Annotated in this window: 17 protein-coding genes; 2 read left to right on the top strand and 15 right to left on the bottom strand. The window is 34.0% G+C overall.

Annotation, left to right across the window (positions count from 1 at the left end; all coding sequences use genetic code 11):
* Positions 1-2: 2 nt before the first annotated feature.
* The 13 genes from bshC to recR form a co-directional block, all read right to left on the bottom strand.
* Complete coding sequence (gene bshC / locus ACKC83_RS09750) at positions 3-1,613, bottom strand: bacillithiol biosynthesis cysteine-adding enzyme BshC (RefSeq protein ID WP_434035355.1); 1,611 nt, start codon at positions 1,611-1,613, stop codon at positions 3-5.
* A gap of 152 nt (positions 1,614-1,765) precedes the next feature.
* Positions 1,766-3,070 carry a 30S ribosomal protein S12 methylthiotransferase RimO gene (gene rimO, locus ACKC83_RS09745; RefSeq protein WP_414037248.1) on the bottom strand — a complete coding sequence of 435 codons (1,305 nt, stop codon included), beginning with the start codon at positions 3,068-3,070 and terminating at the stop codon, positions 1,766-1,768.
* Positions 3,071-3,201: 131 nt separating this feature from the next.
* Entirely contained in the window at positions 3,202-4,155 is a 954-nt protein-coding gene (ftsY, locus tag ACKC83_RS09740) for a signal recognition particle-docking protein FtsY (protein WP_414037249.1), read from the bottom strand.
* A gap of 201 nt (positions 4,156-4,356) precedes the next feature.
* A complete protein-coding gene (locus ACKC83_RS09735; protein ID WP_084817459.1) occupies positions 4,357-4,509 on the bottom strand; it encodes a DUF4295 domain-containing protein in 153 nt (50 codons plus the stop codon).
* Positions 4,510-4,516: 7 nt separating this feature from the next.
* On the bottom strand, positions 4,517-4,699 hold the full coding sequence (gene rpmG, locus ACKC83_RS09730) for a 50S ribosomal protein L33 (RefSeq protein WP_038527818.1): 183 nt from the start codon (positions 4,697-4,699) through the stop codon (positions 4,517-4,519).
* 23 nt (positions 4,700-4,722) lie between these two features.
* Positions 4,723-4,959, bottom strand: coding sequence for a 50S ribosomal protein L28 (rpmB, locus tag ACKC83_RS09725; RefSeq protein ID WP_038527816.1), 237 nt, complete (start codon positions 4,957-4,959; stop codon positions 4,723-4,725).
* 74 nt (positions 4,960-5,033) lie between these two features.
* Positions 5,034-6,290: a competence/damage-inducible protein A gene (locus ACKC83_RS09720; RefSeq protein WP_434035354.1), complete on the bottom strand. Its 1,257-nt coding sequence runs from the start codon at positions 6,288-6,290 to the stop codon at positions 5,034-5,036.
* Between the two features lie 2 nt (positions 6,291-6,292).
* Positions 6,293-6,634: an Hpt domain-containing protein gene (locus ACKC83_RS09715; RefSeq protein WP_414037251.1), complete on the bottom strand. Its 342-nt coding sequence runs from the start codon at positions 6,632-6,634 to the stop codon at positions 6,293-6,295.
* Between the two features lie 2 nt (positions 6,635-6,636).
* Positions 6,637-7,248 (bottom strand): fumarylacetoacetate hydrolase family protein, encoded by a 612-nt coding sequence (locus ACKC83_RS09710; protein WP_434035353.1) that lies wholly within the window; start codon positions 7,246-7,248, stop codon positions 6,637-6,639.
* An 18-nt stretch (positions 7,249-7,266) separates the two neighbouring features.
* Positions 7,267-8,043: a 3'-5' exonuclease gene (locus ACKC83_RS09705; RefSeq protein ID WP_414037253.1), complete on the bottom strand. Its 777-nt coding sequence runs from the start codon at positions 8,041-8,043 to the stop codon at positions 7,267-7,269.
* Between the two features lie 103 nt (positions 8,044-8,146).
* Positions 8,147-9,478 carry a dihydrolipoamide acetyltransferase family protein gene (locus ACKC83_RS09700; protein ID WP_434035352.1) on the bottom strand — a complete coding sequence of 444 codons (1,332 nt, stop codon included), beginning with the start codon at positions 9,476-9,478 and terminating at the stop codon, positions 8,147-8,149.
* 123 nt (positions 9,479-9,601) lie between these two features.
* Positions 9,602-10,699 carry a glycosyltransferase family 2 protein gene (locus tag ACKC83_RS09695; RefSeq protein ID WP_434035351.1) on the bottom strand — a complete coding sequence of 366 codons (1,098 nt, stop codon included), beginning with the start codon at positions 10,697-10,699 and terminating at the stop codon, positions 9,602-9,604.
* A 6-nt stretch (positions 10,700-10,705) separates the two neighbouring features.
* A complete protein-coding gene (gene recR / locus ACKC83_RS09690; protein ID WP_434035350.1) occupies positions 10,706-11,323 on the bottom strand; it encodes a recombination mediator RecR in 618 nt (205 codons plus the stop codon).
* An 81-nt stretch (positions 11,324-11,404) separates the two neighbouring features.
* Here recR and ACKC83_RS09685 point away from each other — a divergent pair, with 81 nt between their 5' ends.
* A complete protein-coding gene (locus tag ACKC83_RS09685; protein WP_434035349.1) occupies positions 11,405-12,847 on the top strand; it encodes a sodium:solute symporter in 1,443 nt (480 codons plus the stop codon).
* On the opposite strand, the gene ACKC83_RS09680 is transcribed toward ACKC83_RS09685, so the two are convergent.
* Positions 12,818-13,180 (bottom strand): CoA-binding protein, encoded by a 363-nt coding sequence (locus ACKC83_RS09680; protein WP_434035348.1) that lies wholly within the window; start codon positions 13,178-13,180, stop codon positions 12,818-12,820. The genes ACKC83_RS09685 and ACKC83_RS09680 overlap by 30 nt on opposite strands.
* Before the next feature lie 549 nt (positions 13,181-13,729).
* The gene (locus ACKC83_RS09675) at positions 13,730-14,740 is read right to left on the bottom strand and encodes a 3-oxoacyl-ACP synthase III family protein (RefSeq protein WP_434035347.1); all 1,011 of its coding nucleotides are present in this window, start codon (positions 14,738-14,740) and stop codon (positions 13,730-13,732) included.
* A gap of 175 nt (positions 14,741-14,915) precedes the next feature.
* Between ACKC83_RS09675 and ACKC83_RS09670 the strand changes: the two genes are divergently transcribed.
* Positions 14,916-17,345, top strand: a complete 2,430-nt coding sequence (locus tag ACKC83_RS09670; RefSeq protein WP_434035346.1) for a prolyl oligopeptidase family serine peptidase — start codon at positions 14,916-14,918, stop codon at positions 17,343-17,345.
* Positions 17,346-17,436 lie beyond the last annotated feature (91 nt).

Below are 17,436 nucleotides of genomic sequence, written 5' to 3'. Positions count from 1 at the left end.
TTTCACAAATTCAGTATTAAAAATTCTTGATTTAATGGTTGCAAATCTAACACTAACTTGGGGATTAATTGGTCTCCAAACTCAAGATATAGTTCAGAGAAGTTAACAGCGCGCTCTTGCAAGCTTTGATTAGGAAATAATTGATTTTGTAAATCTGTCATTCTTGAAACCTGATCTGCTAATTTCTTTTTCTGAGCCTTTAGTAACCGTTTTTCTAAATGCTCTAATCCTTTGATTTGCTTATGTTCTTGAGCTTTTACAGCCCCTATAAAAGAAGCGTCTGTTTGCTCTGCTAAAGCATACATTTCACTAAATTGTTCTTGCAAGTGTTTCTTTTGCTTAGAAAAATCGATATCTATATTTGAGATACGTCTCACCTTTTTGTTAATAAATGTATCTCGTTTGTAAAACAAATCACGATTAGAAATGTTCAGCTTTTCTAATTTCTTAGCTTGTTGTTGCGTTTTAATAAGGACAGAATTTCTTAACAGCAACATAGGAAATGGCACATTTACCGCTTCAAAATAATCTTTTAACTGAAGCCAATATGCCAATTCTCCACCACCACCAATGTAACATAAGTTGGGCAATATCACTTCCTGATACAGCGGACGCATAATGACATTTGGTGAAAATCGTTCTGGAAACGCGTGAATTTCTTTTAGAATTTCGGCTTTCGTAAATGTAATTGTGGTATTAATAACCTTATAAATATCGTCTTCCCAAATGATACGTTCACGACTATGTTCTGACAAATAAAACAAATTAATGTCTCTAGGATTAACCTGAATATTATAACTTGTATTTGGAATATTTGTTAGTAACGCATTGGTTTTAGAGACTTCTTGAGACGAAATTTGGGATAAAATATCTTGTTCTATATACGGAATAAAGGCACGTTTTAACTCGCGATCGTTAGCATCTAAAATAACCAAACCTAAATCTGAAAACAAACTATTTGCCAAAAATCGCGTTGCATCGGCAAGATTATCATGCTTTAAATACGCTTCAGAAAATAATGTTCTTAACTCGTCTGCCGCTTTACCTACGCCAAGCTCCTTAGTATATAATTCGAAAACGTCTTCTAATCCTTCTGTAGAAAATTCACCAACAGCACCACCGTCTGCACGATTCCATTGAATTTTCTTGCCTTTAAAGTTGAAATAATTTATTTCGTCGAAATCATGATCTTCTGTAGCCATCCAGTAAATGGGCACGAAATGTTGATTGGGATAAGCAACCTTTAATTCTTTAGTAAGATTGATTGTTGATACTATTTTATATAAAAAATATAATGGCCCTGTAAATAAATTTAACTGATGCCCAGTTGTTACAGTAAATGTATTCGCCTCTTTTAAGAGCGATATATTTATTTGCGTCGCTTCCGAAGGTTTTAAATTACTATACTGTTGTTCTAAAACTGAGGCTAAAACTTGCCTGTGAGCGACTGATAATCCTTTAAAGTTAGATTTCTCTTTTATCTGAGCTTCGAAATTCTCAAGCTTTGGAAACCGATTATAGAACGGTTTTAACTCAGGCTTTTCTTCTAAATAATCACAAATTAATGATGAAAAATATTGGGTATCTCTAAACGGAATACAGTCGGTTGGCATAAAATTTCAATTTATTGTAAATATACAGTTATTAGAATTTTCAATTCTAAAAAATTAGTTAAGATTATTGTATCAATAACTATAGACCTTTAAACGAAATAAGGTGTTTTAACTTACATTAAAACACCTTATTTACTTATATTTTTTTGAGTCTATTTAACGACTTCCGCATATAAATCGAAATCTGCTGCTTCTGTAATAACAACTTGCGCAAATTCTCCTGTTTTTAAATAGGTTTCTGTCGCATCTATTAAAACTTCGTTATCTACATCTGGAGAATCGAATTCTGTACGTCCCACAAAGTAATTACCTTCCTTGCGATCGATAACCACTTTAAATTCTTGTCCGATTTTAGCTTGATTCAATTCCCAAGAAATTTGAGATTGAATTTCCATAATTTCATTAGCACGTTCTTGCTTCACATCTTCAGGAACATCATCTTCTAATAAATACGCATGTGTATTTTCTTCGTGAGAATAGGTAAAACAACCTAAACGCTCGAAACGCATATCTTGAACCCATTGTTTTAAGGTCTGATAATCTTCTTCGGTTTCGCCAGGGTACCCAACAATAAGAGTTGTACGAATGGTCATATCTGGTACGGCCTTTCTAAATTCTTTTAATAATTTAGTTGTTTTTTCTTGAGTAGTACCGCGACGCATACTTTTAAGAATACGATCTGAAATATGCTGTAAAGGAATATCTATATAATTACAGATTTTAGGTTCACGATTCATAACATCTAACACATCCATTGGGAAACCCGTTGGGAATGCGTAATGTAAACGAATCCATTCTACACCATCCACTTTTACTAAAGCTTCAAGCAATTCGGCAAGATTACGTTTTTTATATATATCTAATCCGTAGTATGTTAAATCTTGAGCGATAAGAATTAATTCTTTCACACCTTTGGCAGCTAATTTTTCAGCCTCAATAACAATATCTTCAATTGGAGTAGACTTGTGTTTTCCGCGCATAATCGGAATAGCACAAAAACTACAAGGTCTATCACAACCTTCTGCAATTTTTAAATAAGCGTAATTTTTAGGCGTAGTTGTTAAACGTTCACCAATTAATTCGTGCTTATAATCTGCTCCTAATGCTTTTAATAATCCAGGTAATTCTGTCGTTCCGAAATATTCATCTACATTCGGAATTTCTTTTTGTAAATCCGGCTTATAACGTTCGGATAAACATCCGGTAACAAATACCTTATCTACTTCACCATCTTCTTTTTTCTGCATGAATTCTAAAATAGTATTCACACTTTCTTCCTTTGCATTATTAATAAAACCGCACGTATTAATTACAACGATATTACCCTCTTCTTCATGTACAACATCTTTTCCGCTAGCTTTAAGCTGCCCCATTAACACTTCACTGTCGTAAACATTCTTACTACAACCAAGAGTTACTACGTTGATTTTATTCTTTTTAAGTGATTTAGTTCTCATATCAAAATTTCAGAGTGCAAAGATACGCAATGATTTAGGATTAAAGAATTGAATGTATATTAATAAAAACAAAAAAACGTCTCGATACAATGAATGTACCGAGACGTTTAACTATTTTATAAGGATAAAGTCTATTTAAAGAACGAATCTACAAATTCGTATTTATTAAAGACCTGTAAATCGTTGATGCCTTCTCCTACTCCAATGTATTTTACAGGAATTTGAAATTGATCGCTAATACCAATTACCACACCACCTTTTGCTGTACCATCTAGTTTTGTAACCGCTAAAGCACTAACTTCGGTGGCCGCTGTAAACTGCTTCGCTTGCTCGAAAGCATTCTGCCCAGTAGAACCATCTAACACCAAAAGAACATCGTGAGGTGCATCGCCAATTACTTTTTGCATGACACGTTTCACTTTAGTTAATTCGTTCATTAAATTAATCTTATTGTGTAAACGACCTGCGGTATCTATTATAATAACATCTGCATTTTGAGAGACTCCAGATTCTAGCGCATCAAATGCAACCGATGCCGGATCACTCCCCATGTCTTGTTTTACAATAGGTACATCTACACGATCTGCCCAAACTTGTAACTGATCGATAGCTGCCGCTCTAAAGGTATCTGCAGCACCTAAAACTACATTAAGACCTTGTTTTTTAAACTGATAAGCCAGCTTTCCAATAGTGGTTGTTTTACCAGCACCATTAACACCTACAACCATAATTACGTATGGTTTTTTGTTTTCAGGAATTTTAAATTCAGTGTCTTCTCCAGAGTTTGTTTCAGATAATAAACCTGCAATTTCTTCTCGAAGGATTTTATTAAGCTCGGCTGTTCCTAAATATTTGTCCTTTTCGACACGCGCTTCTATACGTGTAATAATTTTTAAAGTTGTATTTACACCAACATCACTAGACACTAAAATTTCTTCCAGATTATCTAAAACGTCATCATCAACTTTAGATTTTCCAGCAACTGCTTTACTTAATTTATCAAAAAAATTAGTCTTAGATTTTTCTAAACCTTTGTCTAAAGTTTCCTTTTTTTCGGAAGAAAATATTTTTTTAAAAAAGCTCATTGGTTATCATTTAGAATTTATGCAAATAAGTATGGTTATACCAACCAATTACGGCTAGTAACTTTTTAAAACTCTTAACACAAAACATCTACCACATTTATAAAAGCAGAAATTTTGTCATTATTTCAAATGTAAATATAAAACAAAAGCTGCTTTCTATTAAGAAAGCAGCTTAAATATCTTTTCTGATAAAAAATATAATTATTTTTTATTCAAGAAGTCTGTTACTTGTTCAGGAGCCATGATAGCTTCTACAAAAGTGTAAGCGCCTGTTTTATCAGACTTTACCATTTTTATAGCTTTCGTTAATCTTTTAGATCCTGTTTGTAATGTTGCTACTGATTTCTTTGCCATGACTCAATTATTTTATTTCTTTATGAACAGTCATTTTCTTCAAGATAGGATTGAATTTTTTAATTTCCATTCTATCCGGAGTATTTTTCTTGTTTTTTGTAGTAATATATCTAGAAGTTCCTGCCACCCCAGATTCTTTGTGCTCTGTGCACTCTAATATTACTTGGACTCTGTTACCTTTCTTTGCCATTGTTCTATTATTTTATAAGAGGCTTATTTTAAAAACCCTTTAGATTTAGCTTCTTTTATAGCAGCTGAAATTCCTATTTTATTGATGGTTTTCAATGCTGATGTAGATACTTTTAAAGTTACCCACTTATCTTCCTCAGGAATGTAAAAACGCTTTTTAACTAAATTCGCATCAAATCTGCGCTTAGTTTTGTTCATAGCGTGAGATACATTGTTCCCTACCATTGCCTTCTTACCTGTAAGTTCACAAACTCTTGACATTCTTTCTAAACTTTAATATTGTTATTTCAAAACGAGGTGCAAATATACGAATTGTTTGTGTTATAACAACTTAATTAACATCTATTTTTTAAAATTTCTTTTTGAAGCATTTGTAAAGCCTTGTCTACCGCCCTATTAACCACTTTAATTCGTAAATTACCAAGGTTAAATTTCTCCGAATACACACCTGCTTTTGAGGCAATTGCTATAAATACGGTTCCAAGTTCTTCTTTATCTGTCGCTTTTGTCGGACCTGCATTACCCGTCGTTGCAATCGCATAATCGGATTTAAACATGTTTAAAGCGCTTGTTGCCATCGCTTCTGCAACCTCTGCACTTACCACCGAGTGTTCAGAAATTAATGATTCTGAAATATTTAAGATATCAATTTTAGCCTGAGTAGCATAACTTACCACACTCCCTTTAAAATACTCCGATGCGCCAGGATGCGATGTAAATTGTTCTGCGATCCTACCGCCTGTACAACTTTCGGCAGTAGATAATGTTTTCCCTAAAATAGTTAAAGTTTTACCTATTTGCTCTTCCATGGTACCTTCGAAACCTTCAATACCCACAAAAACATCTTTAATTTGAGGCATTAAGAGTTTCTCTTGTCTGTCCATTTCCGCCAGAATAAATTCTTTATCCAATCCTTTGGCCGATAAACGCAAACGTACTTTTCCGATATTTGGTAAGTAAGCGAGTTTGATTTCTTTTGGCAAAGCATCTTCCCAAGCTTCTATACGTTCTGCTAAAGCACTTTCTCCTAAACCATAGGTCATATACGTTTTATGCATTATAAACGGACACTTATACTTTTGTTGAATTCTAGGAATGACTTCAGAATCGATTAAACCTTCCATTTCGAAAGGTACACCTGGCAACGAAACAAATATTTTAGAGTTTTGCTCCAGCCACATGCCTGGCGCCGTACCATATTCGTTATGCAAAACAGTGGCTTTAGTTGGTACCAAAGCCTGATTGACATTAACCTGCAACATAGGTTTAGACGATATTTTAGCAAAAAAACCACGTACGTGTTCTAAAACACCTTCATTAATTTCTAAAGTATCGTTAAAATATTCTGCTAGCGTATGCTTGGTAATATCATCTTTTGTAGGCCCTAATCCTCCTGTTATGATAATAATATTAGCGTTTTCTTCGGCCTCTTTTAACGCTTTTAAAATATGCGTTTTATCGTCTTGCACCGAAGTGATTTGATATACCGAAACACCTATCTTATTAAGTGCTTTGGCTATATACGCTGAATTTGTATCTAGAATTTGGCCGATGAGAATTTCATCTCCAATTGTAATAATTTCTGCTTGCATTATTAAATATCGAAATCCGATTTTATTTCTGAAACCGCGGCTTCTATTACAGTAACAACTTTATTAAAAACAGGTGTAATATCTACATCTACCTGCTCAAACTTACCCCAGTCTTGAACGACTATAACATCGTCTAAAATGCCTAGTTCAAACAAATCTACCGTCGGTTTTAATTTATGCGCTACCTGATATGCATTGTAATAATCTTTATTCTGAACAGCTGTTTTTAAACCTTCTAAATCTGAAGGCACCTCATCGATAAACGTTAAGGCTAAGGCATGGATAAAATCCTGATCATTATCTGCTAATTCTTTTACTCTATCTAAATTATAATGTTGCTCCATAATTATTTTACAGTGATTGAAAATAGTTCTTTATCCTCTATAAATCCTTTTAAAACATCATTTGGAGCTACAGGACCTACTCCAGCAGGTGTGCCAGTAAAGATAATATCTCCTATCTTTAAAGTAAAATATTGTGAAACACATTCTATTAACTCGTCGATTTTCCAGAGCATATGACTTGTATTTCCGTTTTGCACCGTTTCCTCATTTTTATTTAACGAGAAATTTATATTATTTAAGTCGTCAAATTCACTTTTTGGCAACCATTCTCCTACCACAGCGGCACCATCGAAGGATTTTGCTTTTTCCCAAGGTAAGCCTTTTGCTTTTAATTTAGCTTGTAAATCTCTTGCTGTAAAGTCTATTCCTAATCCAATTTCGTCATAATACTTATGTGCAAATTTTTTATCGATATACTTTCCTACCTTATTAATTTTAACCAAAACCTCAACTTCGTAATGCACATCATCTGAAAAATCAGGGATAAAAAACGGCTGTTTTTTTAAGAGAATTGCCGTATCTGGTTTTAAAAACACAACAGGATCTGTTGGTTTTTCATTTTGTAACTCTGCTATATGTTCGGTATAATTTCTACCTATACAAATAAGTTTCATTCTAGGAGGGCGTTAATATTAATTCAACTTATTATTAAAACTTCTTAATTTTATGGCTGTAAGCACTTTTTTGGTATACAATGGAAAATCGGCATTTAATATCCATCCAAAGTAACCTGGCTCGTCGGTTAAGACATCTACAACTCTTTTATTCTTATGTTTCCCGAATGCAAAACACTCTTCACCTTCTTTATTAAAGGCTAAAAATCCTGCAAAATCGGCAAATTGTTTTCTACTACTAAACTCCGATAAAAACTTGGTATCGTTTTCTAACTCATCGTATTTTTCTACTTGAGCTTTTAACACTTCGTAAGTCGCGAATGTATCTGCAGCCGCACTATGTGCATTTTCTAAATCTTTCCCACAATAGAATTTATAAGCCGCACTTAATGTACGCTGTTCCATTTTATGAAAGATAGTCTGTACATCTACAGCCAAAGTGCTTTTCATATCGAAGTCGATATCTGCACGTAGCATTTCTTCTGCTAAAAGCGGAATATCGAAACGATTGGAATTAAATCCTCCTAAATCGGAATCTTTAATCATATTATAAATATCCTTTGCTAGAGCCTTAAATGTCGGGGCATCGGCCACATCGGCATCAGAAATACCATGAATCTCCGTTACTTCTAATGGAATTGACATTTCAGGATTAACTAACCACGTTTTAGATTCTTCTTTACCGTCAGGAAACACCTTTAATATAGCAATTTCTACAATTCTGTCCTTAGATATATTGATTCCCGTTGTTTCTAGATCGAAAAAACAAATGGGTTTTTTAAGATTGAGATTCATTTAAATAAATTTTATTAAAGTGTAAATTTAGTAAATGTTAGTTGTGAATAACAAAAAAACCCAACTGATTTCAGTTGGGCTTCATTTTATAAGGTCGCCTTTTTTAAATAACTTGGTCTACATCCCAAGCTTCTAAATAGTCTTTTACTGCTTTAATAAACAATCCGCCTTGCGCACCATTAACAACACGGTGATCGTAAGAATGCGATAAAAACATCTTGTATCGAATACCTATAAAGTCACCTTGAGGCGTCTCAATTACTGCAGGTACTTTACGGATTGCGCCCAATGCTAAGATAGCAACTTGTGGCTGATTAATAATTGGTGTTCCCATGATACTACCAAAAGACCCCACATTGGTAACAGTGTAAGTTCCGTCTTGGATATCGTCTGGTTTTAATTTATTGTCTCTTGCGCGTTTGGCTAAATCATTTACATTTTTAGTCATTCCAATTAAATTTAACTGATCGGCATTTTTAATAACCGGTACAATTAAATTCCCATCAGGTAGTGCCGCTGCCATACCTAAATTGATATTTTTCTTTTTAATAACCTTTCCGTCTTGAAACGAAATATTAATCATTGGAAAATCGCGTAGAGATTTCGCTACCGCTTCCATAAAAATTGGGGTAAAGGTTAAATTTTCGCCTTCACGTTTAAAGAATGCATCTTTAACTTTTTTTCTCCAATTCCATATATTTGTAACATCTACTTCAATAAAACTTTGTACATGAACAGACGTTTTAGCAGATTCCACCATATGGTTGGCTACTAATTTCCCCATTCTAGACATCTCGATAATTTCATCGTTTCCAGAAGGTATTACAGGAGTTTCTAAAGTTGCTGTATTATTTACTACTGGCGCCGAAGCATTTTGTGGCTTGGTATTATTTACAGGAGCAGAAACCGCAGGTTTACTACCTCTATTTTCGATATAGGTAAGAATATCGGTTTTTGTAACACGACCTTCTAATCCTGTGCCCGAAATACGATCTAATTCTGCTTGGTCTATACCTTCGGCCTTTGCAATATTTTTGACTAAAGGCGAATAAAAACGATCTTCGCTAGAGACAACAGTATTAGTTACAGCCTCTTTTGCATCTGAAACTCTTTTTTCTAAAGCTTCTACTTCTTCTGGTTCAGGAACCTCATCTTCTACAACATCTGCATCTTCCGATCCAGTTTCTCCCTCTCCTGAAATTTCAATAATTGCAATAGTTTGACCTACTTGCACCACATCATCAACCTCAAATAACCGCTCTACTAGTACGCCTTCCATTTCACTCGGGACTTCACTATCTACCTTATCTGTTGCTATTTCTAGAACAGCCTCATCGGCCTCGATAGTTTCTCCAACTTCCTTTAACCATGAAGTTATGGTTGCTTCTGCAACACTTTCTCCCATTTTAGGTAATTTCAGTTCAAATTTTGCCATATTATTAACGTAAAGCTGTTTTTTAAATTATTATTGCGAAATTAACACATAAATACGTTTTTCACCTAATTATATGCAATAAAATTTACTTAATTTTTATTCAGAAATTATTACACAAAGGTACTAAAAATGTATAACAATTCCCTTAGACACGGCATTATCACTACCAATAAGAAAATCACTTTCCCTTGGAAGAATGCGATAAGTTAGCGTCTTATTATTTGCATGTATTTCTAAAATTGAAACAATCTGTCTAAATGTCAACATGTTATTATCTAAAATGAGTTGCTGATGATCGGCTACCTCTTCAATTTTAGATTTATAAATAAGCGAAAAAGGTAAAACCGATTCTATCAATTTATATTTCCGATTAGAGACCATAACTATAGATTTCACGTCCCGTTTATCTACTGAAGGTTGTAAATTTAATACGATTAACCCCTTTACCACCAAAGAAATTAAAGTCTCGAGAAGCAAGTTTTTACTGAAATGTTTCTTGTAAAATATTTGCATGGCGCCATTAAATCTCTTGGCGTAATCTTTGTTTCTACACGTACTCTCTCCTTTAAAATGAATAACCGTTGTTGCCCCAAAATAGAAGTTTTGAAATCCTGCTTTTAAAATTTTATAAGACAAATCGATATCTTCTCCATACATAAAAAAATCCTCGTCGAATCCATTTACAGCATTATAAACGTCTCGTTTAATAATCATAAAGGCACCTACTAAAATAGGCACAGGACCAATTACGTTTTCTTCTATTGTATTAACATAGTAAGAATCTGTATCGCCTAAAATCTTTTTTAATGCCACAGCCGGAGTTGGTACATAACGTTTACTTTCAGGTAAAAAGGCTCCTGTTCCATCTATAAGTTTACAACCTACAATACCTAAGCGATCTTGTTTATCGGCAAATTTTAAAACAGATAAAAAAGTATCCTCGGTAACCACGGTGTCTGGATTAAGAATACAAACATATTCCCCTTTAGCTCTAGAAACCCCTATATTATTTCCTTTTGAAAATCCATAATTGGCAGTGTTCTCAATTAAAGTAACCTCAGGAAATCTGGTTTTAATCATGTGACAGCTATCATCGGACGATTGATTATCGACCACAATAATTTCGGCATCGATTTTAGAAGTCGCCGTTACTACACTTTTTAGACAGAGCTCTAAGAAATGACATACATTATAGTTTAGAATAACAACGGACAGTTTCAAACGACCTTAAGATTTTAGTGAGCCTTCAAAAGGTATACGATTTAAGATACTTCTTCCAAGCGTAACCTCATCGGCATACTCCAATTCGTCTCCCACAGAAATACCTCTAGCGATTGTAGATGTAACCACATCCAAACCTTGAATTTGTTTAAAAATATAAAAGTTTGTTGTATCGCCTTCCATGGTAGGACTTAATGCAAATATTAGTTCTTTTACCCGCCCTTCTTTTACCTTATTAACTAAAGGAGTGATATTTAAATCGTGAGGCCCAATGCCATCCATTGGTGATATTTTACCACCTAATACATGATACAAGCCTTTAAAAGAACTCGTATTTTCTATAGCCATAACGTCACGTATATCTTCTACTACACAAATAATTTCTTCTTGCCGTCGTGGGTTTGAACATATTTCGCATAAAACATTATCGCTAATATTATTGCATGATTTACAAAATTTAATCTCGGTACGCATGTTTAATAAGGCTTGCGCCAGTTGTACAGTTTGAGATTCTGGTTGGCGTAATAAATGTAAAACCAGTCGCAAAGCAGTACGTTTTCCAACACCTGGTAATTGCGACATTTCGTTTACTGCCTTTTCAAGTAATTTAGAAGAAAATTCCATAAGGGTCAAATTTACAATTTTAGTTTTAAGATTTGTTCTTATAACATTGGAATTTGTATTTTGGTCTGCGAAAACTAAGTTATGAGCGCTACTCAAATTATTTTACTTATTGCCGCCTATTTTGGTGTGCTAATATTAATATCTTACATCACCGGAAAAAAGACTGATAACAATGCTTTTTTTAAAGGAAACAAACAATCGCCTTGGTACGTTGTTGCCTTTGGTATGATTGGTGCCTCGCTTTCTGGAGTGACTTTTATCTCTGTTCCGGGCTGGATAGAAGCCTCTCAGTTTAGTTATATGCAAGTGGTTTTTGGATATATTGTAGGGTACTTAGTTATTGGTACCGTTTTATTGCCACTGTATTACAAGCTCAATTTAACCTCTATATACACCTATTTAGAAACCCGTTTCGGAAATTATTCTTATAAAACAGGTGCTTCATTCTTTTTAATTTCACGAATAATAGGTGCTAGTTTTAGATTATTTTTAGTCGCCAATGTTTTACAAATTATATTATTCGACGATTTAGGCATACAGTTTTGGCAAACGGTAACTATTACTGTTTTACTAATATGGCTATACACGTTTAAATCTGGTATTAAAACCATAGTCTGGACAGATACCTTACAAACACTTTTTATGTTAATCGCTGTGGGTGTTACTATTTATTCCGTGAGTCAAGACTTGGATTTTGGAGGAAAAACAGCATTAAATTTTATATTGGATAGCGATTTATCTAAAATGTTCTTCTTTGACGATATTAAAACAGCCAATTATTTTTGGAAACAGTTTATATCGGGTGCGTTTATAGCTATTGTTATGACTGGTTTAGACCAAGATATGATGCAAAAAAACCTAACCTGTAAATCGCTTAAAGACGCACAGAAGAACATGTTTTGGTTCACCATTGTGTTAACGATAACCAATTTTGTATTTTTAAGCTTGGGACTTTTACTTACTGTATATGCACAACAAAACGGAATTGACGCACATAAAGATGATTTATTCCCTATTCTAGCAAAAAACCACTTAGGAACCGGTGTATTTATCTTCTTTCTTTTAGGTTTAATAGCCGCTGCTTATAGTAGTGCAGATAGCGCTTTAACCTCTTTAACAACTTCGTTTAGCATTGATATTTTGGACATCGAAAAAAAATACGATCCGAAAAAACAGGTTGCCATAAGAAAACGTATTCACGTATTAATCTCGGTCTTGTTAATCCTAGTCATTGTTACATTTAAATATGCCATACAAGACGAAAGTGTTATTGCCAAACTGTTTGTATTTGCAGGATACACCTACGGACCTTTACTAGGTCTATACACTTTTGGATTATTTACTAACTGGCAAGTAAAAGATAAATTCGTTCCCGTTATAGCAATTTTATCGCCTATATTATCTTATATAATAAGCGTAAATAGTTTAAAATGGTTTGGTTTCGAATTTGGCTTTTTTATCTTAATACTAAACGGCCTACTAACTTTTCTAGGATTAATACTGATTCGTAGAAAGGAGCACTAAAGTACAAGCCACTTCATAATCAATGCCATGCTCTTTTAAAAGTGCATAAAATTCAGCGTTTTCCGTTCCTGGATTAAAAACAACACGCTTAGGATTTAAACCTACTATATAATCGTAATACTGTGCCTGACGTTTTGGATTTAAATATAAAGTTACTGTATCAATATCTTTATATTGCACCAATTCGGTGTCTATTGAAACACCAGACACACTTCCATCTTTTAAACCAAAAGCAACTGTTTCTTGGTTAGCCCCAACCAATCTTTTAATCGCTACGTTAGAATATCTAGAAGGGTTTAAAGAAGCCCCAATAACCAATGTTTTCTTATTCATGTTTTTTTCTTTAAAATAATTAGAAATATGTGTAACAAGTTTAATAATTAATAGTCTTTATTATATCAGTCTTAAAACAATCAGTTAGAATGAAAAACCATTATTTATTAACCAGTTGGGTAAAATTAAATCTTAACAATGATTTTATAGGATGTAAACCCGAATAAAATGAACTCAAATAAGAATTTAATAATGAACACGCTTTAAATACAACTGTTTAAATCATATTTATGATATAAATGCCTATCACTATATAATATGTATTTGAATATAGGAATTAAGCGTATCGAAACTCAAGTTTCTAAATATTGTGTTAATTCTGTTAAATTTATCCAAAAAGCTAAAAATCAAAACAATACACCACTTACTTTTGCGTTGTATTATTAATACAAACATTGTTCGAATTGTTATTTTACTTTTGAATTAGTCTTCTTATAAAAAAATCATTATTCGTAAACTATGTTAGTTATTGTAGTTGATTTTTAGCAAAACATTAAAAAAGCCGAAACTTTCGTTTCGGCTTTTTCTATATCTAATTGGTACTGTTTTTTACCATTTAATAATTGCACTTCCCCATGTAAATCCGCTACCAAAAGCAGCTAAAACAACCGTATCACCTTCTTTTATTTTTCCTTGCTCCCAAGCCTCCGTTAGGGCTATAGGAATCGAAGCGGCTGTAGTGTTACCATACTTCATGATATTATTAAACACTTGATCGTCTGAAAGTTTAAATTTTTTCTGAATAAATTGAGATATTCTTAAATTTGCTTGATGCGGTATTAACATATCTATAGCATCTGGACTCAGGTTATTTGCACTTAAGCCTTCCATAATAACTTCACTAAAACGAACCACTGCATTTTTAAATACAAATTGTCCATTCATGTGCGGAAAGTAGCTTTCGTCGTTAGGATCGTTATCCTTCAAAATATCATTTACCCAACGTGATCCCATAGCTGGAGCTATTAAGGCCAATTCTTCGGCATGCTCTCCTTCGGAATGTAAATGTGTAGATAAAATACCTTTCGAGTTATCTTCCGTTCTACTTAAAACAGCTGCACCCGCTCCGTCTCCAAAAATTACAGAAACGCCTCTTCCCCTTGTGGATACATCTAATCCTTTAGAGTGAATTTCACTACCTATAACCAACACGTTTTTATACATGCCCGTTTTTATAAATTGATCTGCAACAGACAGGCCGTAAATAAAACCTGAACACTGGTTGCGAATATCTATAGCTCCCACTGTTTTTATATCTAATGCTTTTTGCACTTGAACTCCAGGACCTGGAAAATAATAATCCGGACTTAATGTGGCAAAAACAATTAAATCGATATCATCTTTATCTATACCAGCGCGTTCTATAGCAACCTTAGAAGCTTTCACTCCCATGACAGATGTTGTATCTTCCGAACCTGGCTTTACCCATCTTCGCTCCTTAATACCTGTGCGTTCTTGAATCCAAGCATCATTGGTTTCCATTAACTTAGACAAATCGTCGTTTGTCACAACATTGTCTGGAACATAATATCCAAGACCTATTATTTTAGAATTGTACATATATCAACATTTATAAGTTGCAATTTAATGATTTAAAATGTAAATATATTCTAAACCTATTTGCAATTAATATACTTGCATAATATTAACCAACACAGCGCCTATAACGCATCGCTTATTTTTTTTTATTATCTTCCACAGCTTAAACAAATTCTAAACACATATTAAATTGCCCATGAAACATTTTTTCACTCTTATCCTGCTCTGCTTTGTTCTTACTGGATATGCTCAAGAAAACTTAACGTATCAAAAACCACACAAAAACATTTTAGAGTTAGCAGAAGCTCCTCTAGCTCCTAGTATTAGAATAGATAATAAAGGAGAACACATTGTATTATTGTACCGCAGTAAGTACAAAACTATCGAAGAACTTTCCGAAACCGAATTACGTCTAGGCGGTTTACGTATTAACCCAGTAACCAATATTGGTAGCCGTACGCGTTATTATACCGATATTAAATTAAGTACTAAAAAAGATGGTACGCCTATTACCGTAAACGGATTATCTGCAGAGGGCCGTTACGCCAATTTCTCTTGGTCTCCCAACCAAAAATACATGACCTTTACTAAAACACTTAGTACTGGAGTTGAATTATGGTTACTAGACATTAAAAATACTTCGGCTAAAAAAATAAGCGAAGCTAACTTAAATGCCAACATGGGAAATCCGGTGACTTGGTTTAAAGATAGCGAAGCTGTTTTAGTAAAAGTGCTTCCAGAAAACCGTAAAGCATTAATTAATACAAGTGAAGCCGTACCTACAGGCCCTACAGTATCTGTAAGTGAAGCTGGTGTAGAAGCTCAAAACAGAACATATCAAGATTTATTGAAAAATAAAAACGACGAGCATAATTTTGAACAATTGTCGCAATCTGAATTATACAAAATCACACTAGACGGAAACGCCTCTTTATGGAAAGCTACAGATATGTATCGTGGTATTTCATTCTCTCCAGACGGTAATTATGTAATGGTTACAACCATTAGTAAACCGTTTTCTTATTTAGTACCTTATTATAGATTCCCTTCAGAATCTATTGTTTACGCGTCTAATGGCGATTTAGTAAAGTCTGTTTTACAAGTGCCTTTAATAGAAGATTTACCAAAAGGTTTTATGGCAGAACGCACGGGAAAAAGAGATTTTGACTGGCGTAGCGATAAACCAGCAACTTTATATTGGGCCGAAGCTTTGGATGGCGGAGATCCAGCTGTAGAGGTTCCTTTTCGCGACGAAGTCTTTCAGCAAGATGCTCCTTTTAATGGCAAAATTACTTCTGTATTAAAAACTATAGATCGTTTTAGAGGTATAGTTTGGGGTAACGACCATACTGCAATCGCTTACGATAATTGGTGGAATACGCGTAACACTAGAACATATGTGTTCGACCCGTCTAACCCTAACCAATACGCCAAAGTATTATTCGACCGTAATTACCAAGATTTATATAGCGATCCAGGCGAATTTGTTTATACTAAAAACGATTTTAATGAATATGTTTTAGATATAAATAAAAACACAGCGTATTTAATTGGAGATGGATATAGCGATGCTGGAAAGTTTCCGTTTGTAGACGAATTAAATTTAAGTACTAAAAAGACAAAACGTTTATACCAGTCTAAGTTAACAGATAAAATGGAAAGTATTTCGTCTGCATTAAACACAAAAACTGGAGAATACGTAGTTAGAATAGAATCTAAAAACGAATACCCAAATTATTATATTAGAAACATTAAAAAACGAAATGGATTAACGCCCTTAACGCAATTTGAAAACCCTTTTAAAAGTATTCAGAATGTAAAAAAAGAAGTAATTTCCTATAAACGTGCAGACGGTTTAGACTTATCTGGTGTTTTATACTTACCAACAGATTACGAAGCAGGAAAAAAATACCCTATGCTTATGTGGGCGTATCCGCGTGAATACAAAGACAAAAATAGTGCGGCACAAAGCACATCTAGTCCGAACGAATTTACATACCCAAGTTATGGTTCTCCTGTATTCTGGGTCACTAGAGGATTTGTAGTTTTAGACGATGCTGCTTTCCCTATTATTGGAGAAGGAAACGAACAACCTAACGACACGTTTAGAGAACAGTTAGTTGCAAATGCTAAAGCAGCTATAGATGCTGTAGACAATCTAGGATACATAGACCGCGACCGTGTTGCTGTTGGCGGACATAGTTATGGTGCGTTTATGACAGCCAATTTATTAGCACACTCTAATTTATTTGCTGCAGGTATTGCCCGTTCTGGAGCATATAATAGAACTTTAACTCCATTTGGTTTTCAAAGCGAAGAACGCAACTATTGGGAAGCGCCAGAAATATACAACGGCATGTCACCATTTATGCATGCCGATAAAATGAAAACACCATTATTACTTATTCATGGTCAAGCAGACAATAATTCTGGAACCTACCCTTTACAAAGTGAACGTTATTTTAACGCGCTAAAAGGACTAGGCGCTCCTGTAAGATTAGTTATGTTACCACGTGAGAGTCATGGATATTCGGCTAAAGAGTCTATTTTACATATGCTTTGGGAAGAAGATCAATGGTTAGAAGAACATGTAAAAAACAAAGAGAAAACAGAAACAGTAGATTAAGTTTCAGCGCAAACTTCGTTTCATTACGCTTAAAATGCCATTCCTAACGAATGGCATTTTTTGTATTTATCAATGCCACTTTGTCACTTTT

Origin of the sequence: Formosa bonchosmolovskayae (genome assembly GCF_051016085.1) — a bacterium.
In the GTDB taxonomy this organism is placed as follows: domain Bacteria; phylum Bacteroidota; class Bacteroidia; order Flavobacteriales; family Flavobacteriaceae; genus Formosa.
This window is presented reverse-complemented; position numbering and strand designations above follow the sequence as displayed.